The organism is Nocardia sp. NBC_01499, assembly GCF_045040275.1.
In the GTDB taxonomy this organism is placed as follows: domain Bacteria; phylum Actinomycetota; class Actinomycetes; order Mycobacteriales; family Mycobacteriaceae; genus Nocardia.
On record NZ_CP109426.1, the window covers coordinates 4,638,959 to 4,660,101 of the forward strand.

A 21,143-nucleotide genomic window follows, 5' to 3' on the forward strand; every position below is an offset into this window, starting at 1 on the left:
CCGACTGGCACGAGACCGTTCCGCCCGCACTGATCGACGCGAGACCAGTGCGGGCGCGGAATGTGTCAGCGGCTCAGGAGATCTCGTAAGGCTGCCGTGACGGTGGCCGGGGCTTCTTCGGCCATGAAGTGGCCGCAGCTCACAGTGGTGTGATTCAGGTCGGGAGCCCAAGCGCGCCAGAGGGATTCGGCGTCGAAGCCGAGTGCGGCGCCCCAATCCTGTTGCAGGACAGACACCGGCATCCGCAGCTGGTTGCCGGTGGCGCGGTCGGTCCGGTCGTGGTCGAGGTCGATGCCTGCCGACGCACGGTAGTCGGCGACGATGCTGGGAACGGCGGCGGCGCAGGCACGTAGGTAGGCGGTGCGGATGTCTGGTGGGATCGCGGCGGGGTCGCGGGTCCAGCTGTCGAGGAAGTGGCCGAAGAATGCGTCGGTGGTGGCGGCAATCATCTGTTCGGGCAGGCCGGGCGGCTGTGCCATCAGATAGAGGTGGAAGCCGACCGCGGCCGTGACGCCGTGCATGACCTCCCACATGTCGAGGGTGGGTAGGACGTCGAGCGAGGCCAAGTGGGTGACGGCGTCGGGATGGTCGAGGCCGGTGCGGATGGCGACCAAGGCGCCGCGGTCGTGGCCGGCCAGCGCGAATCGCTCGTGGCCGAGGGCACGCGCGGCGGCGACGATGTCGGCGGCCATGGTGCGCTTGGAGTAGACGCTGCCGTCGGTGTCGGCGGGCTTGTCGCTGTCGCCGTAACCGCGCAGATCGGGGCAGATGACGGTGTGGTCGGCGGCCAGATCAGCCACAACGTGACGCCACATCAGGTGGGTCTGCGGGAAGCCGTGCAGCAGCACGATCGGGGAGCCCGAGCCGCCCACCGCGACATTGAGTTCGACCTGGTCGGCGACGGGAATCCGCTGGTAGGTGAATCCGGTAATCTTCGGTGTCATGAGGTGCCCTTCCGGTGTTCGTTGGTGACGCCAGACAGTCTGTGCGCGCGCACTCAGCAACTGATCAGCAGCGACTGAGTACGGCGACGGTGGCCGCGTGCCGGGGCTGAGCTTCGGTGTCCTCGGACCCATCGGCGCCGAGCGCGCCGGGGCAGCACTGCCGCTGAAGGGGCCGCGGCATCGGGCCGTGCTGGCGCGGCTGCTGGTCGCACGAGGGCGGATGGTCTCGGTGGATCAGCTGATCGACGACCTGTGGGAGCGGCCGCCGCGGGGCGCGGTGGGGGCGATTCACACGTTCGTCGCCGATCTGCGCCGGGTGCTTGAACCCGATCGGGCGCCGCGTACACCGGCCGAGGTGCTGGTGACCGTCGCGCCGGGGTACGCGTTGCGCACCGAGCCGGAGGCGGTGGACGCGGACCGGTTCGAGGCCGCCATCGTGCACACTGCCGAACTGCTCGCCACCGAACACTTCAGTCGAGCGTTGACGACGGCCGACGCCGCATTGGCGCTGTGGCAAGGTCCGGCCTATGCGGAATTCGCCGAACAAGGTTGGGCGCGTGCCGAAGTCGACCGGCTCGACGGCCTACGCCTGCTTGCCGGCGAACACCGCGCCGCCGCGTTGATCGACCTCGCGCGACCCGCCGAAGCCGTGCCCGCGCTGAATTCCCTGCTCGCCGAACACCCTTTGCGCGAGCACGCGTGGCAGTTGCTCGCTGTCGCGCTTTATCGCTCCGGCAGACAGAGCGACGCCCTGGCGGCTCTGCGCCGCATCCGTCACCTTCTGCGCACCGAATTGGGCGCTGACCCCGGTCCTGAACTCCAGCGCGTGGAGGCGGACATCCTCGCGCACGCACCACACCTGCTCTCCGCGTCGACCCAAAAAACCACGCCCGGAATGGGTTTCGTAGGCAGGCGGTTGGAATTCGCCGCGATACAGCACGCCGCCAGCGACGCTGCCCGGCATAGCCGCGTCCGGTTGGCGCTCCTGGCCGGCGAGGCCGGTGCCGGTAAAAGCTCTCTCGCCGAACAGGTTTCGTCCGCGCTGGCCGACGATGGGTGGCTCACCGCGCGCGGCGAGAGTCCTGCGGACATCGGTGTACCGCCGGGCTGGGCGTGGACCAGGATTCGCGCGGCACTGACCGCCGCAGGGGCAGGTGCTCTCGCCGATGGTGAGTCCACGCCCACCGATCAGGCCGAGGCCCGGTTCCTGTTCCACCGTGCCGCCGCCGACTACCTGGCATCGGTATCGCAACGCACGCCGGTTCTGCTGGTCTTCGACGACATCCACAACGCCGGTGCGGAAACACTTGACCTGCTCTCCGCGCTCGTCACCGGCGCAATAGCGGGCCCGGTACTGATATTGGCGACCTACCGCAGCACCGAGATCAGCACCGAACTCACCGCAACCCTTGGCAAGGTCGCGCCCTTCGAACCGGTGCGCGTGTACCTGAGCGGCCTGCCCGAAAACGACACAGTCACCCTGGTGCGCGAGATCGCCGGACCGGATATCGCCGAACACGATGGTTCCCGAATTCACCGGCGCAGCAACGGCAATCCGTTCTTTGTCCGCGAACTGGCCCGGCTGCTCCGCGATGAAGGACCCGCCGCCCTCGACGCCATTCCGGCAGGCGTCCGCGAGGTCATCCGACATCGCCTGGCCATGCTGCCGCAATCAGCGCGGACCCTGATCCAGCAGGCATCGGTGCTCGGCGAGGATGTCGATCGCGAGATACTCATCGACCTCGCGGGCGACGCGGCACTCGACGACCTCGAAATCTCGATGACGGCAGGGCTGTTCACCGAACTACCCGGCGGACTGCTCCGCTTCACCCACGCCCTGGTCCGCGACACCGTGTACCGCGACATCAGCGGCCCACGCCGGGCCCGGTGGCACGGCGAGATCGGCGCCTTTCTCGAAAAGATCGGCACCGCAGACGTTTCCGTGCTGGCGCACCACTTCGTCAGGGCACACAGCCGCACCACCGCAGCGAGCGCCGCCCGGTACGCCGGAGCCGCAGCACGCGAGGCCGAACGAGGATTCGCCCTCACCGAGGCGGTACGGCAATGGCGCGCCACCCTCGACGCCTTCGATCAAATGCCCGACCCCGACCCGTCCGCACGGCTCGACGCGATCACCGGACTCGCGCGAGCCTTGGCGGTCACCGGCAAGCTCACCGAGGCCCGTCACTTCCGCGGGCTTGCCATCGCCCAGGCCGAACGGTGGGCCGATCCGGTACAAGCCGCCCGCGTGATCAGCGCTTTCGATATCCCGGCCATCTGGACCACCAATGACGACCCCGACCTGGCAAGCCACGTCATCGCCGCCGCTGAACACACCCTCGCCGCCCTGCCCGCCGAACACCGCGAGCTGCGCGCCCGGCTGTGCACGACGGTTGCCCTCGAACTGCGCGGTGCCAGCGGTAGTCGCGGACTACGCGCCGCCGAGGAAGCAGAGGCCATCGCCAGGGAACTCCACGACCCCGCACTGTTGGCCTTCGCCCTCAACGGCCGCTTCATGCACACCTTCCAGCGCACCGGCCTGAGCGCGGACCGCGCCCGCATCGGCGATGAACTCATCGCGCTCGGCCGACAGCATCGACTGGTCACCTTCGAGGTTTTGGGTAACCTCATCGGCATCCAAACAGGCTGCGCTACAGCCGCTCTCACATCGGCCGATGCCCACGCGGCTGCGGCAGACCAGCTCGCCGCCGAATACGAACTACCGATGGTCGGCGTCTTCACCCACTGGTACACCGCCCTGCGCACCGCGATCACCGGCACCCATCGCGATGCGGAGACCGCCTACCGCGCCGCCGCCACAATGCTCACCGGCAGCGGAATGCCCGGCGTCGAACAGGGCCTACTCCCCCTCGCCTTGCTCTGCCTACGGTTGCAGCACGGGCTGCCGACCGATTCAACGGCCAAAGCATGGGGACCTTACGAACCATGGGTCCGCCCGATCATCCTGCTGGACAACGATCTTCGTGACGAAGCCACTATCGCGCTGAACGACATCCCCGACTCCCCGCGAGACCTACTGCTCGAACTACGCACCTGCCTCGTCGCCCGAGCCGCCCTCGCCCTCGGCGACGCACCGACCATGCGCCGCTGCTACGACCAATTGCGCCCCGCCGCAACCGAACTCGCCGGAGCAGGCACCGGCCTGATCACCCTGGAGCCGGTCGCCCACTACCTCGCCCAGCTCGCCACCGCCCTCGACAGGCCGGAAGCCACCGCGCACCGGGAGCAAGCGCTCAGCCTCGCCCAGCGAGCACACTCGCCCCACCTCATCGCGGCCGTCACTCCCGCGTAGGCCCTATCCCACTGTCATCTCGCCCATTTCGGACCAGCCGCTCGCATCGATGGTCTGGCTGATGATCTTCGGCGTTGCCGCGAGCGCCTGCGGCAAGTCGGCCATCGCGGCCTTGAAATGGGCACTACCGACGTGCGACTCGCCCGCCGACTGATCGAAAAATGCCTCCAGCAGCACGAATTCGCTGGGGTCGTCGACACTGCGCGACCACTCGAACCAGAGGTTGCCCGCCTCGGCGCGGGTGCGTGCGGTGAACGGGCCGACGAGGTCGAGCCACCTGTCGGTCCACTCCGGCTTGGTCTTGAACTTGACGACGATGAAGATCATGGCATTCCTCCTGCGGTGGGCCGGGCTGCCGCGACACAGCCCGGCTGCCGCGGCTGCCAGGCGGCGATCGTGGCGAACACCCCATTGTCGGACGATCAGTAGATGTTGGAGGGCCGAACGAGCCCCTCGGCCAGATCACCGAAGCCGGGCGCGATGATCGCGCCGGGGTTCACCATGATCTCCTCGACGATCAGCGTCTCGGTGGTCAGCAGCAGCGCGGCGATGGACGCGGCGCTGCGCAGGGCCGAGTGGGTGACCTTGAGCGGGTCGATCACGCCCGCCTCGAACATGTCGCCGTAGGTCTCGGTGAGCGCGTTGAAACCGTGCCCGACCGGCAGTGTCGCGACGGTGGCCACGGCCTCGTCGCCGTCGTACCCCGCGTTGATCGCGATCCAGCGCAAGGGTTCCTCGACGGCGCGGCGCACGATCTCGCGGCCTTCGGCGGCGTCGCCGGTGAGCTCGAGCAGGTCGAGCGCCGGTTGCGCCTGCAGCAGCGCGGTGCCGCCACCGGCGACCACGCCCTCCTCCATCGCCGCCCGCGTCGCCGACAGCGAGTCCTCCACCCGGTGCAGCTTCTCCTTGAGCTCGACATCGGTGGCCGCGCCGACGCGCACGACGGCCACCGACCCGGACAGCCTGGCAATGCGCAGTTTCAGGTTGTCCTGGTCGTGTTCGTTCTCGGCGCGTTCGAGTTCGCGCTCGAGCTGGCCGATGCGCGCCTTCGCGTCGTCGGGTGCGCCCGCGCCGTCGACGAGGGTGCTCGACCGTTCGGTGACGGTCACCTTCCGCGCCTGGCCGAGGTGCTCGATCCGAACGTTCTCCAGCGCGACGCCGGAGTCGGCGCTCAGCACGGTGCCGCCGAGAACTGTTGCCAGATCCTCCAATTCGGCCACCCGGCGATGCCCGAACCCGGGTGCGCGCACGACCACCGAGCGGAAGGTGTCGTGCACATTGTTGGTCACCAGCATGCTCAGCGCGGGGCCATCCATGTTCTCGCAGAGGATCACCAGCGGTTGCCCGGACCGCTGGACCTGCTCGAGCACCGGCATCAGCGTCTGGACGGTGGAGATCTTCTGATTGGTCAGCAACACGTACGCGTTGTCGAGCACCGCCTCCATCCGGTCCTTGTCGGTCACGAAGTACGGCGAGAGATACCCGTGATCGAACTCGATGCCGTCGATATAGCCGAGCCCGAGTCCGAGCTGTGGCCATTCCTCCACGCTGACAACACCATTCACGCCGACCCTGGCCAGCGCCGCGGCGATGACGTCGCCGATCTCGCTGTCGTTGTTCGCCGAGAGCATCGCGACGTGGCGCAGCTCCGACTCCTCGGTAATGCCTCGGCTGCGCTCGCGCAGCAGGTCGACGACCGCGGCGGTCGCACGCTCGATGCCGCGTTTGAGCTGGATCGGATTCTTGCCGTCGGCCACCGCGCGCAGCCCCTCGCGCACCATCGCCTGGGCGAGCACGGTCGCGGTGGTTGTACCGTCGCCCGCCACCCCGTTGGTCTTCGTGGCCACCTCTTTGACCAGCTGCGCACCCATATTGGCGAAGGGGTCGCGCAGCTGAATCTCCTTGGCGATGGTGACGCCGTCGTTGGTGATGGTCGGGGCGCCGGTGAGCTTTTCCAGCACCGCGTTGCGGCCCTTCGGCCCGAGCGTCACCTTCACCGCGTCCGCGACGGCGTTGACGCCCTGTTCGAGCAGCCCGCGGGCGTTCGCGCCGAAGCGCAGTTCCTTGGCCATATCGCACACACCTTTATCGAGTTTGCCGAAGTTCAGTTGTCGAAAAGTGCTGTCATGGAACGAGAATCGCGCGGCCACGGACCCGGCCCGCGTCGAGATCGCCCAGCGCGGTGGCGAAGTCGTCCAGCGCGTACCTGCTCGTGTGCAGCCGAACCCGCTGCTGCGCCGCGAGCACCATCAGCTCGACCAGGTCGTTGTAGGAGCCGACGAGGTTGCCGATGAAGTTGATCTCGGTCGAGATGATGTCGATCGTCGGCACCGAAAGCACGCCGCCGTAGCCGATGACGTAGTAGTTGCCCGCGCGCCGCACCATCGCGACACCCGCCTCGATGGCGCCGCCCTCGCCGACGAAATCGAGCACCGCTTCGGCGCCGTTGCCGCCGGTGAGCTCGAGGACGGCGGCGGCCTCGTTTCCGTCGGCCCGCACCGTATGGTGCGCGCCGACCTCCCGCGCCAAGGTCAAGGCGGCCGGAGATCGGTCGACCACGATCATTTCCGCGGCGGACAGTGCCGCGAACACCTGAATGCCGATGTGCCCCAACCCACCCGCGCCGATCAGCACGGCCTTGTCACCGGGACGCAGCGCCCGTGCCGCCTTGGCGACCGCATGGTAGGCGGTCAGACCGGCGTCGGCGAGGGCGGCGACATCGGCGGGCACCAGCGTCGGATCCAGTTTCACCACCGCGCGGGCGTTCGTGCGCAGGTACTCGGCGTAACCGCCATTGGTGTCGATGCCGGGGAATTGTGAACTGGCGCAATGGACGTCGTCACCGGCGCGGCAGGCGCGGCAGAGTCCGCAGGTCATCAGCGGGTGCAGGATCACCGGGTCGCCAACTTTCAGGCCGGTCACCGCCGACCCGACCGCCTCGACCCAGCCCGCGTTCTCGTGGCCGATCGTGTACGGGAGCGTGACGCCGCTCTTCTGCTCCCATTGGCCCTCGACGATGTGCAGGTCGGTGCGGCAGACACCGGCCCCGCCGATCTTCACGATCACATCAAGGGGTGTCTCGAGCTCCGGGTCCGGGATCTCGGCCAATTCCGGTTTCGAGTCGTAGGCGGCCAGTTGCACGGCCTTCATCGGCCTGCTCCGTTCTCATACGTTGTGGTGCTTGATGTTTCGCCGTAGCGGGTGGCGAGCAGGCCGCGGCAGAAGTGCGCGTTGCCCTCGATGCTGACCCGCACCGCGCGGGCATAGCGCAGCCGGATCGCCAGGTCGCCGGACCGCAGCGCGACGCCGTGCTCGTCGACGAGAAGCATTGCCCCTGGCTGGTTTTCGAAGCCGATCGCCGCACGACGCCGTTCCAGTGAGGTGCGCTCGCGACTGTCGGGTACGTCGGCGAGCGTCAGTTCCAATGGCGCGTCGGTCATTCGGTCCGCCGCCGACAATCTGCGCACGACCCGTTCCAAGGCCGCGATATAGGCCTTGCGCTGGAACGTCTTTCGTAGCTCGTCCAGTTCGCGGGTCGCCTCGCCGGGGAAGCTGCCGGTGAATCCCGCGCCCTGCGCAACGCCGGTATTGATCTGATCCGACGCGAAATGGTCTTCCAGCAGCACCGTCACCGACTCGACGTCCGGCAGCGCCGCGACCGCGTCGTGCGCGTCCGCGACCATCAGATACGCGAAGTTCGGCGCACAGAAGTAGGCGGGCAACCGCAGCCGGACGCGGACGCGGCACCCGTCCGTGACCAGCACCTCGGTGACGAACCGCAAGGTGGTGATCGGTTCGTCGAGTTCCGGATCCCGCACCGCGTCGAGCGCGGCCCACACGCGCTCGGCGACGGTATTCGCGTGCGCGACGGTGGTCATGCCGGAACCCGGCTGGCGGTCTTACCGTCCTGCGCCGACAGTGCCTCGCCTGGCACCTGGAACCCGTACAGCCGAGCCAGATTGAGGCCGAGGATCTTCTTTTTGACCTCGGTGCTTATCGTCCCGTACTCCGACTGCATATCCTCGGGGATCTGGAAGTCGACGAACTTCTCGATCAGCCAGGCCGGCTTCCAGATCGCGTAATCACTGGCGAAGGTGATCCGGTTCTCGTCGAGCCAGTACAGCAGTTCGCCGATGATCTGCGCGAAATAGCGTGGCCTGGTGTGGATGAACGGCATGGCGACGGCGAGGCCGCCGTAGACATTGGGTTCCTGAGTCGCGATCCAGCAGAAGTCCTCCAGCCGGGGCAGACCGACATGTTCGATGATGAAGTTCAGGTTGGGGAACGCGGTCGCGACATCGTCGACATCCGCGACATCGAACGCGTCGCGATTGAGCGGATAGATGGTCGGCCCCTTGTGAATATGAATGTTGCGAATGCCGAGCTGTTCGCACTTCTCCAGGTACCGATAGCTCCACGGATCGGTCAGCTTGTAGCCCTTGGAATCGCCTTTCCATTCGGCCGTATAGAGCTTGACGCCCTTCAGGTTCCAGCGCTCGTGCAGCGCTTCGAGCGCGTCGAGACCGGCCTCGCCGTCACGGGGATCCCACGCACCGTTGGTGATCAGCTTGTCCGGATGCTTTTCGGCGAGCGCGCCGTTACGTTCGGTGGTGTTGAAACCGTCGTGATAGAAGTCGGTGAGATACGTCGGCTGGAAGATGGCCTTGTCGACGTAGCCGACCTCGAAGAGATCGTGCATCAGGTCGGCCTCGGTATAGCTGCCGAACTTCTCCAGTGTCCAGACCTCGTCGGCCGGTGAGAGATTGCGGTGGTAGTCGTAGAAGCACTCGGTGAAGCCTTTGCCGTACCGGTTCTTCTGATTGCTCGGGCCGCCGTCCCAGAAATGGATGTGACCGTCGACGATGAAGTACTTCTCGCCGTCCTTTTCGTACATGGTTGTGCTCCGATACTCAACGAGTCTGTGGGCTGAACGACACGGTTATCGAACCGGTTTGAGGTCGAAATCGATGTACTCGGCGGCGTCCTCGGGATTGGCGAAAAGCATGGTCTTGTCGTCGAAATGCACCATCCGCCCGTAGTGGGTGGACATGATCTCCTCGAAGTCGGACAGGGTGAATTCCGTACCGAGCGCATCGGTGATCTCGGCGAAATCGAAGGTGAGCACCTTGTTTCCGTCGACCCGGATCATCGAGGGATACTCGGTGATCACGACACCGTCCTTGCGGCCCATCACCTCGGCGACGACATAGCCGTTCTGGTTGTTCATCAGGGTGATGCCGCACCTGTTCGACGATCCGACTCCGGTGCCGAATTCCATTGCAGTACTCATCGGTTCAGCTCCTCGGGCTGGTCGAGATCCAGGTCGGCGAGCACGCTGCGCAGGCCGGACTTGGCGGCTTCGAAGGATTCGGCGAAGGGGATGGTCCGCTCCTGCGGCTGCGACCAGATCGGCTGCAGCGCACGGGCGGCCGCGACACTCAGCGGCACCCACTTGGTCAACCACCCGCCGAGCACCTCGCGGTTGTGCGCACCGTGCTCCTCGTCGCGGGTGAGCAGCGAGAACAGCACCCGGCTGTAGCCGAGATCGCGGTTGTAGTCATGCTCGCCGGACCCGACCAGGCTCGGCGTGATGTAGTCGCCGTTACGCGCCGCGATCTGCATGACGAGATGGCTGCGGAACAGCACGCCGACGAGTTGTTCGAAGACGACGTTCGTGGCGAACAGTGCCTCGGCCCAATCGCCTGCGGCGGTGAGCGATTCGACATTGCGCCGGACACCCTGCCAGACGGTGTCGTCCTGCCAGACCGCGCGATGCGCGGAACCGTCGAAGCCGCTGAGGGATTCACTCAGGTCCAGGTTGTAGAGCGCCAGATCCTGCGCGAAGCGCAGCTTGTGCGCGCTGTTCACCGCCATCGCGTTGTTGATCATGTTGGTCGGGGCGGAGCGCTGCGCGGCCATGAAGACGTGCAGCCCGAGGCCGTGCTCGGCGTGCATCCAGGCGCCGAGGTTGCGTTCGACGAACTTCGTCCAGGCCGGTGTCCAGGAGTTGTAGGCGTCGGCCAGCTTGGCGTTGTCCAGGTTCTGCTGGATCTGCCGCACCGCGTTGGCGTTGTTGCGGTAGATCGTCTGTTCCCACTCCTCGTTCGGATCCCGGAACTTGTGCCAGTCACTGGATTTCAGCGCCGTCCACTCGTGCGGGTAGCCGCCAGGGCCGTCGGCGAAGCCGTAGATCCAGCCCTGGCTGAGGTGACGCTCCGGGTCGGGCTGCACGTCGAACGTGACGTCCTCGTAGGTGGTGGCCCGCAGCTTCGCGGGCTTGAAGTAGTTGTAGGACCGGCTGCCCGAACTGGGGAACTCCAAGGCACCGGCTTCGGCGTCGGTGAATTCCGGCTTCGGGAAACTGCGCTCCGATTTCGTCGCTGGCTCGGCGGCGGGTGCGCTCATAACAGATACTCTCTTTCTCTGGAATCAGGTCTGCGGAATCGTCGTGGTGAACTTGTCGAAGTGGATCCGTTCGCGCGCAACCCCTTTGCCGTCGAGCATCGGCATCGCGGCGTCGACCATGGGCGGTGGTCCGCAGAGGTAGATCTCGGTCTCGGTCAGATCGGGCTCGCGCCGGTCGACCACGTCGGTGACGAAGCCGAAATCGCCGTCGGCGACGCCTATTTCGGCCCAGTCCGCGTCCGCCTGCTCGGAAAGCGCTGGGACGAAGGTGAAGTCGGCCAGTTGACTGCCGAGCTCCGCGAGCTCGCGCAGATAGAACAGGTCGGCGGCGGTGCGGGCGCCGTAGTAGTAATGCACCCGCCTGGTACTGCCGATCTCGACGAGATGGCGCAGCAGCGACAGAATCGGCGCCATCCCCGCCCCACCGCCGATGCAGACGATGTCGCGTTCGGAATCCTTCTTGATGGTGAACGAGCCGTACGGGCCGCGCAGGCGCAGCTCGTCGCCGACCACTAGTTCGCTCTCCAACAACCCCGAGAATCGGCCTCCTGGATAGCGTTTGATGATGAATTGCAGCCGCGCCGACTCGGTCGGCGTGGTCGCCATCGAGAACGAGCGGTGCTCCTCGGTGCCTGGAATCATCACGTCCGAGTACTGACCCGGCTTGAAGGTGTAAGCCGCCGGCTCGATCAGCTCCACCTCCAGCGAGACGATGTCGTGCGTCAGGTCGGTCAACGCGACGATGCGGGTCAGCAGTTGTTGCAGCGGAACCGCATTGCGCAACTCGTCCTCGTCGTAATTGATCAGCTCGATCTCGCAGTCGCTGTAGGCATGCGACTTGCACAGCAGCACATACCCTTCCTCGCTCTCGTAGTCGGCCAGCGCGAAGGTGGAGTAGCGGTCCATCTGGATGTCGCCGTCGAGCAGGAACGACTTGCACGCCGAGCACTGCCCCTCGCGGCAGCCGTGCATCAGCGAAACTCCTTGGCGGAAAGCCGCATCGAGAACCGTCTCGTCCTCGTCGACCTCGATCTCCAGCTCGACCGGCTCGAACCGGATGCGATGGGTGTCCCCCACGGGAAACTCCTCGGGTGGGGCCCGGCGCGGGCATGCGCGCCGGGCACTCGATGGGATCAGCCGACCTTCGCGGGGCGACCGCCTGGACCACCGGCGGTGTACGCGGCGACATGCGCGGCACGTTCGGTGTCCGACATCTCGTTCAAGAGCACGTTCGGGCTCTGGAAGTTGATGCCGCGCAGGTCATCCAGGGTCCACAGCTTCTTCGGATCGTCGAGATCCAGGTGTGGCTGCGGGATCAGGGTCTTGCCGTCGTCGCGCACATAACCGAGGTGCTGCACGATATCGGCGAGATCCTGGTTGTGGTGCAGGGTTTCCCATTCGCGATGGCCGGTGAGCCGTCCCATGTTCGGCGTCGGCCTGCCCTCGTACTCCGGGCGGAACGCCTTGATATCGGTCCAGGCACAGGTCTCCGAGCAGTACGTGCGCCACTGGCCGTCGACCTGCTCGGTCACCATGTCGCCGCGAATCAGGCACGGCACCATGCAGGTCCAGCAGCGGTGCGGGTACTGATAGTCGACGTCCTCGAACGCGATCGGCTTGTTACGGCCGGGGTAGCGCAGGCGGTTGTAGTTCTCCCACCACTTGCCGTACTTGTTGTACCAACCCGGGTACTTCTCCTCGAACCACTCGAAGTCCTGGTCAGTCATCGGATCGATGCGCCAGTAGTTGACCGGCCAACCGGTGGAGAAGAATTGGGCGACCTCGTGCACGTAGCCCTTGTTCACGATCCGGTTCCATGCCTCCTCGACGAGGTCGTGCGGGATGGTCAGGCCGTACTTCTCCAACGGGATCAGGTAGCTGCGGTAGTAGTCGTCGTAGATCCAGCGCCGCCACATCTCGGCGTAGCTGTCGCGGTCCTTGCGCCGATCCTTGGTGCCGTACTCGATGAAGGTGCCGATCGCGGCGTCCACCACGCAGTGGTTGTTCCACCAGGCGTAGCGCAGGTCGCGCTCGAGCAGCTGCCGGTTGTCCTCGTCGGCCAGCGCCATCAGCAGAATCGAGTAGCCATTGGAGATGTGGCGCGACTCGTCGGATTGCACCGAGTGGAACACCGTCGGCAGCAGGTAATCGCCATTGGCTGCCGCCTCCGAGGGCATCGCGACGAAAAGCGTGTTGGTGAAGGCGGTTTCGGCAACCACGGTCAGGTAGATGTTGGCCGCGGTGATCGCGTCGCCGGTGATGAAGCCCTCGCCGAACTGGCGGCCGATGGTGCCCGCGTAGTTGTTGGCGAACGCCTTCTCACTGATATCGAATCCGGCCGGATCGATGTAGTGATTCATGTAGAGGCGCTTGAGATTCATCTGAATGGTCGAGTGCCGTACCTCATCGATCATCTGCACCGCGAGACCGTTGTGGATCTGCGGATTCGGCACCGCGTCGATCGCCATCGGCATCGCGCGGGCCGCCGAGATCTCCGGGAACGGAATGATCGAGAGGAACAGCTTCTGCCATTCCATCCACCGCTGCTGTACCTGACGGAACATGTTGCCGCGGATCGCGCCGTCCATCGCGCCGAAGACGCGGTTGTCCTTCTCTTCCTCCATCGGGAAGTAGGAGCGCAGAATCTGCTTGAGCGGATCCTTTTTCGGCGCCTTGTCGAAGGTGTAGTCGGTGCCGAACCGGGTGGCCGGTGTCGCGAAGGTGGGTTCCCACGACAGTTCGGTGATCTTCTTGTGAGCCTTGCTCAGGCTTTGCCTGCTCAACGTGTCCTCCTGCTGCTGTGGCTGCGCACATTTCCTGTGACCCATGACACAGCGAAAGCGATACGCTGGACGTCTCAATGTGAGACGCGTCGCACATTGAGACGCGGCTAGCGTGGAGGACGGCTGTCAGTATCGAGGTGAGAGCAATGTCGGATCCCTATGTCGACGCCGTCGCCAGCCTGCGGCAAGCCAGGGAACAGTTCCTCACCGCGGGGCCGGTGGACGCATTGCCGGTGCGCGGCACGGTGCTCGATTCCTGGCGTCGCTCGCGCGCGCTGCGCGTCCACCCGGACCGGGTCGAACTGCCGTATGTGCGTGATCCGAATTTGGACTCACCGCTCACCAATGCCGCCGCGCCGGTGCTGCAGCGACTGGCCAATGACCTTGCCGCGCAGACGGTCAGCGTCATCCTGACCTCGTCGGACGGACTGGTGCTCGAGCGCTACGCCTCCGACGTGACGATCATGCGCTCGCTGGACAGCGTGCAGCTCGCCCCCGGCTACAGCTACGCCGAGATGTTCGTCGGCACCAACGGGATCGGCACCACGCTGGAAACCGCGAGCCCAACCTTCATTCGCGGCGGCGAACACTATCTCGGCACCCTCGGCAGGCTGGCCTGCGCAGGCTCGCCCATCCGTCATCCGCTGACCAGGGCTGTGCTCGGCGTCATCGACCTGACCTGCTGGGCAAGCCGATCCGATCCACTGCTGTTCACCCTCGCCAAGAGTGCGAGCAGCCAGATCGAGGATCGGCTCGGCTCGCTGGCCAGCGAGAGCGAAACCGCGCTGCTGGAAACCTATCTGCGCCAATGCCGCCGGTATCCGCTCGGCGTGCTCGCGATCGGCGGCGACGTGGTGTTGATGAACCAGTACCTGCGGCACGCGCTTGACGCGCACGATCAGGTTGCCCTGCTCGAACATTCGGCCGATCTGGCCGGTGGCGGGGCCGTTGAGACGCTCGTCGCGCAGTTGCCGAGCGGTCACACCACCAAAGTCACGGCGGTAGAACGCATTTTGGTGCGTGGCGGGATACGTGGTGTCGTCTTGCACGTTCAGCTCGCCGCGGATCGCGCCGTGCGCCGCACGATCGGGCACACCACCTTCACGGTGCCGGGTGTCGCGGGGCGAAGTAGTTCGTGGCGGCGCAGCTGTCAGCAGGTCGAGCGCTGCTGTCGCGATCGGGAGTGGGTGGTGCTCGACGGCGAAAAGGGTTCGGGGCGAACGCGACTCGCCCGCGCAGTGGCCACCCATGTGAGCGCGGACAAGATGGTCCGGGTGCTGCGGACCTCGGATTTCGCCGATGCCGAGAATATGCTGAGCGCGTTGAGCGCCGAGACCGCGAGCAACGAATTCAACGTGGTGCTGACCGACTTGGAGCGGCTGCCCACCGACGTGATCGAGCCGCTGGCCGAGATCCTGCAAGGCTGCGCTGGGCGCGGATGGATTGCGGCAACGATGAATTCGGCCACCCGCGCACCCGCCGTCGACTCGCTCTTACTGCCGTTCTTCACCCACACCGTCGGCGTGCCCGCGTTACGGCACCGCATCGAGGATCTCGACGACCTCGTCCCGTTCCTGCTTCGCGAACTCACCAAGGGCGCCGACGTCCGGCTGGCACCGGACGCCATGCGCCAACTCGGCAAACTGCCGTGGCCGGGCAACGTCACCCAGTTGCGTCGAATCCTCGCGGAAACGATTGCGGTGCAACGCTCCGGCCTGATCCAGGCGGACAAGCTCCCGCCGCAATGCCGTTCGCTGACCCGGCGCAGGCTCAGCCAGCTCGAGGCGCTGGAACGCGACGCGATCGTGCGGAGTCTGCAGGAGAACGGCGGGAGCAAGTCCGAAGCGGCCGCGGCACTCGGCATGTCGCGGGCCACCATCTATCGGAAGATCAAGGACTTCGGTATCGCCTAGCTCACGGGATGAGCTGCAGCGCTGCCTCGTCCAGCGGCGTGCCGGAGTGCCACGGCACGACCTTGCCGAATTGGATCAGTTCGCCGTACTGGTCCGGGTCGACGCCCGGTGTCAGCGCCAAATCGACTACGGCACTTGCGGCTTGGGCGGGGGTCTGTGCCTCGCTGAAGTCGCTGAACCACGGGCGGGAGGTCGCGGTGTCGACCATGCCTGGGCAGATCGAGGCGATCAGGGTGCCGGTGGCCAGGTCCTTGTCCCTGCGCTCGGCGGCTACCGCGCGCACGGCGGCGACCTGGGCGACCTTGGACGGGGTGTTCAGCCAGCGTGGCCAGCCCGCTTCTTCGGCCGTCTTCGAATGGATTGCGCTGCGCCAGGATTCGACGGCGTACTCGACCTGGTCGAGGGTGGCGCTGTCGAACAGTGGCCGCAGTTTCTCGGGCAGGTGGCCGAGGGTGCCGAGCGAGCTGGCGACGACGAACAGGCGGCCGCCGGGGCGCAGGATCGGCGCGAAGGCGCGCAGGATCGTGTGGGTCGCGGTGTTGGCGACGTCGATGTACTCGTCGGCCATCGCGGACTGGGAGTGATCCGGCAGCACCCGGGTGGTGGCGTTGGAAACGAGAATATCTACTCCGCCATGGCTTTCGCGCAGGTCGGCGGCGAGTGCGGCGATGGCGTCGGCGTCGGTGACGTCGAGGACCCGGCCCTGGACCTGGCTCTTGGTGCCGGGCGCGGCGGCGATCTCGGCGGCGGCGTCCGCGACTCGCTGCGGGTTGCGGCCGGTGAGAAGGACCAGGTCCGCCGAGTCCATCCTGGCGGCGAGCCCCTCGGCGAGTGCCCGGCCAAGTCCTTGATTCGCCCCGGTCACGAGGGCAATGCGTGCGTTGTTCATGACTCATACATTAGGAAGCCGTTATCCATGAGTCCAGCGAAATTTGGACACATGTGGTATGCGTAGGAGTCATGGACTTCACCGATGTCTCGCTGACCGCGCTTCGGGTGTTCCGCACCGTCGCCGAGCAGGGCACCTTCACCGCCGCGGCGGGCACGCTCGGCTACACCCAGTCCGCGGTGTCGCGGCAGATCGCCTCGCTCGAGCGGATGGCGGGCACCGAACTGCTCGAGCGCCACCGCGAGGGCGTAAAGCTCACGGCGGCAGGGCATCTCGTTTTGCGCCGGGCCACCGCCGTGCTCGATCAGATCGAGGCGACCGCGCGCGAGCTGTCGGGGCTGCCCGGCCAGGCGGCGACGGTGCGGGTCGGCTGGTTCCCGAGCGCGGGCGGCTCCCTGCTACCGAGGGCCATCACGGCGCTGCGCCAGACCCATCCCGGCATCACCGTCCTGAGCCGGGAGGGCAGCACACCCGCGCTGGTTCGCGCATTGCGCGCGGGCAGCGTCGACCTCGCCCTGATCGCCTCCGCGCCGCCGTTCCGGCCGCCGGATACCGAATCACCGGCGCTGCTGCTGCAGACCCTCACCGAGCGCAGCCTGCGCGTTGCCGTGCCAACCGGGCATCCGCTCGCGCGCGGCGACTACATCGACGTCGCCGACCTGCACGGCCAGCAGTGGATCGCCGGGCCGAACACCAGCGACGACCGATTGATGGGCGTCTGGCCCGGCTTGGACGAACGCCCCGAGATCGTGCACACCGCCCGCGATTGGCTCGCCAAACTCCAATTGGTCGCCGCCGGTTGCGGTTTGACGACCATCCCCGCCGTCCTCGCCCCCGCCGCGCTGCCCGGCGTGCGCGTCCTACCGGTCCGCGGCGGCCCGCAGGAACAACGCCGCCTCCTACTCGCCCGCCTCCCGTCCCCGCTCACCGAGGCGGCGGCCAGGACCGCCGAAGCACTCCGCGCCGCCGCGATAGAGCTGGATGGACCCCAGTAATCGCGACAGTTTGCGGTAGCGTGGGTTTGCTTACAATTTGCCACTAGCCGATGTGGTAGCTACACAACCCGCCCTAAGCTGCTCTTCAACTGGACGACCGTCCAGCACCAAGGAGAAGTCTTTGATGCGCGTTATTCGTGGTTGGAAGAGTTCGGTGGCGATGGCCACGGTCTCGGCAAGCGTGTTGCTCGGGTTGCAGGCCGCTCCGGCGGCCGCGGAAACCCCCGGGATGCTGATCTCCGAGACTCCGCAGGCCGACGGCTGGCGGCCGATGCCGAACGGGTCGGTGATCACCTACTGGATGACCGGGTCGGATGGTACGCCGCAGCGGGCCAGCGGCGCGCTGTTCATCCCGAACGGCACGCCGCCCTCGGGTGGGTGGCCGGTCATCACGTTCGACCACGGCACGACCGGACTCGGGCGTGGCTGCGGTGGTGAATCCGATCCGAGCACGGCGCCGAACTCGCATTGGCACGCCGAAGAAGACGACATCATGCAGCGCCTGATCGCGCGGGGATTCGCGGTGGCGGCTCCCGACTACCTCGGTCTCGGCCTGTTCGATACCGGGCCGCACCCGTACCTGGAGCTGAAGACCGAGGCGACGGCGACGATCGATCTGCTGCGTGCCGCGCGCTCGGCGCACCCCGAACTGTCGCGAACCTGGGTCGCGATGGGCCCCTCGCAGGGCGGGCACGCCGCACTCGGCACCGGCCATCTTCAGTCGAGTTACGCGGCCGACCTCGATTATCGAGGCACCATCGCGATCGACCCTGCCTCGGATGTCGAAAAGGCGCTTCCCATCGCCGGACCCGTCATTCCGACGATTCCCGGCACGGCGGAAACGCTCGGCTTCCTCTCGACCATCTTCGCCGGAGTCCGGGCCGCGCGCCCCGACATCGATTTCAACCAGTATCTGAGCCCGGTGGGCCGCACATTGCTCGATGAAATCGACACCATGTGCAAGCCGGAGATCGAGGCGCGGGTGGCAGGTATGGGCATCGGCGAACTGCTGTCGAAGCCGTTGTCGGACAGCCGTGTCCGTACCGCGTACGAGTCCTACCTGACGGTGCCGACCAGCGGCTACGATGCCCCGATCCTGTTGCTGCTCAACGTCACCGATACGACGGTCCCTTCCCCGCTGCACGGCGCGCTCGCCGCGGAGTTCGCCGCCAATGGCGTCGACTTCACGACCGTCACGGGCACCGGCACGCATACCCAGCTCAACCCGCAGATGTGGTCGGCCATCGACGCTTTCCTGGCCCGCGTCAAGTAGCCCAACGGCGCTCTGCGTAACCCAACGGCGCTGTGTGTAACCCAACGGCGCTGTGCGGTCACCCAACGGTGGCGGTGTTTGCGGCGGGTAGCGGGGTGGTCGTCGTAAGGTACGGGCATGGTGCCCACCGAGAAGTCCGAGTTGGTGCAGTCGATTGTCGAGTCGTATCTGCTGGACGGCAACCGGCAGTACAGCCGCACCGATGTGGCAACGCGGGCGGGGACGACCACCGCGCTGACCAAACGCCTGTGGACCGCCCTCGGCTTCCCGGCCGGGCTCGACGACGACGCGGTCGACTACACCGACGCCGACATCGCGGCCCTGCGTAACTTCCGCGAGCTGAACATCCTGTCCTCCGCCGATGCCAGGCAGCAGGCGGCGACCGCACGCACCCTCGGCCAGGGCATGGCCCGGCTGGCGGAATGGCAGGTCGACATGGTGCTCGCCGAGATCGGCGAACGCATCGCGGCGGCCGACCCCGGCGCCGATCCCGAGGAAACGATTCGCACCGCCACCGAGGGCACCATCGCGACGCTCGAACAGCTCAACACCTACGCCTGGCGGCGCCACCTCGCGGCCGCCCTTTCGCGCTCCCTCGACCCGGGCACCTCGGCCGGGGAAACCGTGCGCGAACTTGCGGTCGGCTTCGCGGACATGGTCGGCTACACGCGGCTGACCAGGCACCTGCACCCCGACGAGCTCTCGCTGCTGCTCGAGTCGTTCGAATCCACCACCACCGCCGCGATCACCGAGAACAGCGGCTGGGTGGTCAAGAATGTCGGCGACGAGGTCATGTTCGCCGCGAACAGCGCCGCCAACGCGGCCCGTATCGCGCTGGCCATCCAGGAGTCGACGATGATGGTCGGCGGCACCCCCGAACTGCGCGTCGCCGTGGCCTACGGCGAGGTACTGCAGCGGTTCGGCGACCTGTACGGCTCGGTCGTGAACATCGCCTCCCGCCTCACCGGCGTCGCCAGGCCCGGCACGGTGCTCATCGATGACGAGGCCGCGACGGCACTCGAGGGTGAGCAGGAGTTCATCATCAAGAACCTGCGCAGCGTCCGCGTGCGCGGCTTCAATCGCCTGCGCCCGCACATCCTGCGGCGCAATGAGAAGAATCAGTAGGGCACGCTCGAGCCCGGTCTGCGCCTCGACCTAAGCTCGTCCCAGTGGAAATGGACTGGTCCGAGCTGCGCGCGCGATTCCTTGTCGAAGAGGACGACGCGATCCTGGCGTTGCACAAGCCCGCCGGTATCTCCGTCACCGGGGAGCGGCACGACACCGACCTCGTCGAACTCGCGGCCGCGGCGGGCGAAACGCTCTACCCCGTGCACCGGATCGACAAGGTGACCTCCGGGCTGGTGCTGCTCGCCAAGGAACTCGGCGCGCACGGCCAGTTGACCAGGCAGTTCAACAAGCAGACCGCCGAGAAGGCCTACCTCGCCATCGTCGCGTCCGGCGAGCTGCCCGACGCCGGGGTGATCGACCTGCCGCTCAGCGTCGGGCGCAAGAATCGCGTCCGCATCGCGGCGCCGAGGGAGCGCATTCGCCGCGACGCGGACCGCTGGTTCGTCGACGAAGCCGATCTGCTCGACACCAAGAACTACCCGTCCCGCACCGACTTCGCGACGGTGCTGCGCCGCGACGACTACGCGGTGCTCGCGCTGCGCCCGATCACCGGTCGCCGCCACCAGATTCGAGTGCAGCTGGCGTGGATCGGCCACCCCATCGTCGGCGACCCGCTCTTCGACAAGTCGGGCGCGCACGAGCGGACGTACCTGCATTCGTGGCGGCTCGGCCTGACGGCGGACTGGCGCACCCCGCCGGAACTCGCTCTGGAGGCGACACCGGACGCGGACTTCTGGCGTCCGATCAAGGCCGAGCCGACCGAAACCGGCGAATTACCGCACCGCGCAGGCGAATTGCTTCGCGGTCTCGACTAGCGCGGCCACTCCGGCGACCGGCCGAGCAGCGCGACGATCTGATCGAGCCGATCAACGCTCGACCACGCGAGCTCCGGTGCGAACGCGGAACCGGGGAGCAGCCGGAAATCACCGCCGGGAACGGCCTGCGCCACCGGGAACGCGGCCTCGATCAGTTCGTCGTCGAATCGCACGGTCAGGCCCAAAGTCTTTGCCACATCCCAGGAATGGACGACGTAGTCGATGAAGTGGAAGCTCACCGCCTGCGTGCCGGAGAACTCGTAGTCGGCGCTGAACTCCGCCAACGGAAACTTCCGGTCGAGCACGCCGGGCTCCGCGAACGCCTCGATGACCTGCTCGGCGGCCTCCCGATAGCTCCGCACCGGATCCGCGCCGAGCGGGCGCGACTTCCACTGCGCCGGGTCGCCATTGCCATGGGATGCCGCGGCGAATCCGTGGTGCTGGGCGATCATATGCGTCAGCAGGCCGTGCAGCGTCCAATCCGCACATGGCGTCGGCTTGCCCAGGTCCGCGGTGGTCAGCTGCTCGACCAGGCCGATGCTCGTGCGCACCGCCTGCGCGTTGAACGCGATGAGGTCGACGGTGCTCATCACCGCGTCGATGGTGCGCAGTTCCGCGCGGGGATCCGATTCGGTCGTCATCAATTGCTTCTCTCTGCTCGGCAAATAATAAGTATGCGCCTATC

The 21,143-nt window shown here is 66.6% G+C and carries 18 protein-coding genes; 6 read left to right on the top strand and 12 right to left on the bottom strand.

Features of this window, described 5'->3' with window-relative positions:
- Positions 1–65 precede the first annotated feature (65 nt).
- Complete coding sequence (locus OG203_RS21145; protein WP_405167343.1) at positions 66–944, bottom strand: alpha/beta fold hydrolase; 879 nt, start codon at positions 942–944, stop codon at positions 66–68.
- 97 nt (positions 945–1,041) lie between these two features.
- Between OG203_RS21145 and OG203_RS21150 the strand changes: the two genes are divergently transcribed.
- Entirely contained in the window at positions 1,042–4,257 is a 3,216-nt protein-coding gene (locus tag OG203_RS21150) for a BTAD domain-containing putative transcriptional regulator (protein ID WP_405167344.1), read from the top strand.
- Between the two features lie 3 nt (positions 4,258–4,260).
- Here the strand turns inward: OG203_RS21150 and OG203_RS21155 are convergent, their stop codons facing one another.
- The 9 genes from OG203_RS21155 to OG203_RS21195 form a co-directional block, all read right to left on the bottom strand.
- Positions 4,261–4,584 (bottom strand): putative quinol monooxygenase, encoded by a 324-nt coding sequence (locus tag OG203_RS21155; protein ID WP_405167345.1) that lies wholly within the window; start codon positions 4,582–4,584, stop codon positions 4,261–4,263.
- A 95-nt stretch (positions 4,585–4,679) separates the two neighbouring features.
- The gene (gene groL / locus OG203_RS21160) at positions 4,680–6,329 is read right to left on the bottom strand and encodes a chaperonin GroEL (protein ID WP_405167346.1); all 1,650 of its coding nucleotides are present in this window, start codon (positions 6,327–6,329) and stop codon (positions 4,680–4,682) included.
- Positions 6,330–6,381: 52 nt separating this feature from the next.
- Positions 6,382–7,407: an NAD(P)-dependent alcohol dehydrogenase gene (locus tag OG203_RS21165; RefSeq protein ID WP_405167347.1), complete on the bottom strand. Its 1,026-nt coding sequence runs from the start codon at positions 7,405–7,407 to the stop codon at positions 6,382–6,384.
- On the bottom strand, positions 7,404–8,135 hold the full coding sequence (locus tag OG203_RS21170; RefSeq protein ID WP_405167348.1) for an iron-sulfur cluster assembly protein: 732 nt from the start codon (positions 8,133–8,135) through the stop codon (positions 7,404–7,406). The genes OG203_RS21165 and OG203_RS21170 overlap by 4 nt, the downstream gene beginning before the upstream one ends.
- Positions 8,132–9,151 carry an amidohydrolase family protein gene (locus OG203_RS21175; RefSeq protein ID WP_405167349.1) on the bottom strand — a complete coding sequence of 340 codons (1,020 nt, stop codon included), beginning with the start codon at positions 9,149–9,151 and terminating at the stop codon, positions 8,132–8,134. Before OG203_RS21175 ends, OG203_RS21170 begins: the two co-directional genes overlap by 4 nt.
- A 45-nt stretch (positions 9,152–9,196) precedes the next feature.
- A complete protein-coding gene (gene mimD / locus OG203_RS21180; RefSeq protein ID WP_405167350.1) occupies positions 9,197–9,547 on the bottom strand; it encodes a propane 2-monooxygenase effector subunit MimD in 351 nt (116 codons plus the stop codon).
- A complete protein-coding gene (locus OG203_RS21185; protein WP_405167351.1) occupies positions 9,544–10,662 on the bottom strand; it encodes an aromatic/alkene monooxygenase hydroxylase subunit beta in 1,119 nt (372 codons plus the stop codon). Before OG203_RS21185 ends, mimD begins: the two co-directional genes overlap by 4 nt.
- Before the next feature lie 24 nt (positions 10,663–10,686).
- Positions 10,687–11,739, bottom strand: coding sequence for a 2Fe-2S iron-sulfur cluster-binding protein (locus OG203_RS21190; RefSeq protein ID WP_405167352.1), 1,053 nt, complete (start codon positions 11,737–11,739; stop codon positions 10,687–10,689).
- Positions 11,740–11,795: 56 nt separating this feature from the next.
- Complete coding sequence (locus OG203_RS21195; protein ID WP_405167353.1) at positions 11,796–13,445, bottom strand: methane monooxygenase; 1,650 nt, start codon at positions 13,443–13,445, stop codon at positions 11,796–11,798.
- Between the two features lie 146 nt (positions 13,446–13,591).
- Here OG203_RS21195 and OG203_RS21200 point away from each other — a divergent pair, with 146 nt between their 5' ends.
- The gene (locus tag OG203_RS21200; RefSeq protein WP_405167354.1) at positions 13,592–15,358 is read left to right on the top strand and encodes a sigma-54-dependent Fis family transcriptional regulator; all 1,767 of its coding nucleotides are present in this window, start codon (positions 13,592–13,594) and stop codon (positions 15,356–15,358) included.
- Position 15,359: 1 nt separating this feature from the next.
- Here the strand turns inward: OG203_RS21200 and OG203_RS21205 are convergent, their stop codons facing one another.
- Positions 15,360–16,247 (bottom strand): SDR family NAD(P)-dependent oxidoreductase, encoded by an 888-nt coding sequence (locus OG203_RS21205; RefSeq protein ID WP_405167355.1) that lies wholly within the window; start codon positions 16,245–16,247, stop codon positions 15,360–15,362.
- 71 nt (positions 16,248–16,318) lie between these two features.
- Here OG203_RS21205 and OG203_RS21210 point away from each other — a divergent pair, with 71 nt between their 5' ends.
- The 4 genes from OG203_RS21210 to OG203_RS21225 all read left to right on the top strand — a co-directional run bounded on the left by OG203_RS21210 (position 16,319) and on the right by OG203_RS21225 (position 20,458).
- Positions 16,319–17,242, top strand: coding sequence for a LysR family transcriptional regulator (locus OG203_RS21210; protein ID WP_405167356.1), 924 nt, complete (start codon positions 16,319–16,321; stop codon positions 17,240–17,242).
- A 124-nt stretch (positions 17,243–17,366) separates the two neighbouring features.
- Positions 17,367–18,515, top strand: a complete 1,149-nt coding sequence (locus tag OG203_RS21215) for a lipase family protein (protein ID WP_405167357.1) — start codon at positions 17,367–17,369, stop codon at positions 18,513–18,515.
- 117 nt (positions 18,516–18,632) lie between these two features.
- Entirely contained in the window at positions 18,633–19,640 is a 1,008-nt protein-coding gene (locus OG203_RS21220; protein ID WP_405167358.1) for an adenylate/guanylate cyclase domain-containing protein, read from the top strand.
- Between the two features lie 50 nt (positions 19,641–19,690).
- Positions 19,691–20,458: an RluA family pseudouridine synthase gene (locus OG203_RS21225; RefSeq protein ID WP_405167937.1), complete on the top strand. Its 768-nt coding sequence runs from the start codon at positions 19,691–19,693 to the stop codon at positions 20,456–20,458.
- Here the strand turns inward: OG203_RS21225 and OG203_RS21230 are convergent.
- Complete coding sequence (locus tag OG203_RS21230) at positions 20,455–21,099, bottom strand: TIGR03086 family metal-binding protein (RefSeq protein WP_405167359.1); 645 nt, start codon at positions 21,097–21,099, stop codon at positions 20,455–20,457. The genes OG203_RS21225 and OG203_RS21230 overlap by 4 nt on opposite strands.
- Positions 21,100–21,143 lie beyond the last annotated feature (44 nt).

What these genes read in the sequence shown, in the direction of transcription:
- groL (WP_405167346.1), bottom strand. Translation starts at nt 6,329, where the DNA reads ATGGCCAAGGAACTGCGCTTCGGCGCGAACGCCCGCGGGCTGCTCGAA.
- OG203_RS21175 (WP_405167349.1), bottom strand. Translation starts at nt 9,151, where the DNA reads ATGTACGAAAAGGACGGCGAGAAGTACTTCATCGTCGACGGTCACATC.
- OG203_RS21170 (WP_405167348.1), bottom strand. Translation starts at nt 8,135, where the DNA reads ATGACCACCGTCGCGCACGCGAATACCGTCGCCGAGCGCGTGTGGGCC.
- mimD (WP_405167350.1), bottom strand. Translation starts at nt 9,547, where the DNA reads ATGAGTACTGCAATGGAATTCGGCACCGGAGTCGGATCGTCGAACAGG.
- OG203_RS21215 (WP_405167357.1), top strand. Translation starts at nt 17,367, where the DNA reads ATGCGCGTTATTCGTGGTTGGAAGAGTTCGGTGGCGATGGCCACGGTC.
- OG203_RS21220 (WP_405167358.1), top strand. Translation starts at nt 18,633, where the DNA reads ATGGTGCCCACCGAGAAGTCCGAGTTGGTGCAGTCGATTGTCGAGTCG.
- OG203_RS21200 (WP_405167354.1), top strand. Translation starts at nt 13,592, where the DNA reads ATGTCGGATCCCTATGTCGACGCCGTCGCCAGCCTGCGGCAAGCCAGG.
- OG203_RS21230 (WP_405167359.1), bottom strand. Translation starts at nt 21,099, where the DNA reads ATGACGACCGAATCGGATCCCCGCGCGGAACTGCGCACCATCGACGCG.
- OG203_RS21225 (WP_405167937.1), top strand. Translation starts at nt 19,691, where the DNA reads ATGGACTGGTCCGAGCTGCGCGCGCGATTCCTTGTCGAAGAGGACGAC.
- OG203_RS21210 (WP_405167356.1), top strand. Translation starts at nt 16,319, where the DNA reads ATGGACTTCACCGATGTCTCGCTGACCGCGCTTCGGGTGTTCCGCACC.
- OG203_RS21185 (WP_405167351.1), bottom strand. Translation starts at nt 10,662, where the DNA reads ATGAGCGCACCCGCCGCCGAGCCAGCGACGAAATCGGAGCGCAGTTTC.
- OG203_RS21145 (WP_405167343.1), bottom strand. Translation starts at nt 944, where the DNA reads ATGACACCGAAGATTACCGGATTCACCTACCAGCGGATTCCCGTCGCC.
- OG203_RS21165 (WP_405167347.1), bottom strand. Translation starts at nt 7,407, where the DNA reads ATGAAGGCCGTGCAACTGGCCGCCTACGACTCGAAACCGGAATTGGCC.
- OG203_RS21155 (WP_405167345.1), bottom strand. Translation starts at nt 4,584, where the DNA reads ATGATCTTCATCGTCGTCAAGTTCAAGACCAAGCCGGAGTGGACCGAC.
- OG203_RS21205 (WP_405167355.1), bottom strand. Translation starts at nt 16,247, where the DNA reads ATGAACAACGCACGCATTGCCCTCGTGACCGGGGCGAATCAAGGACTT.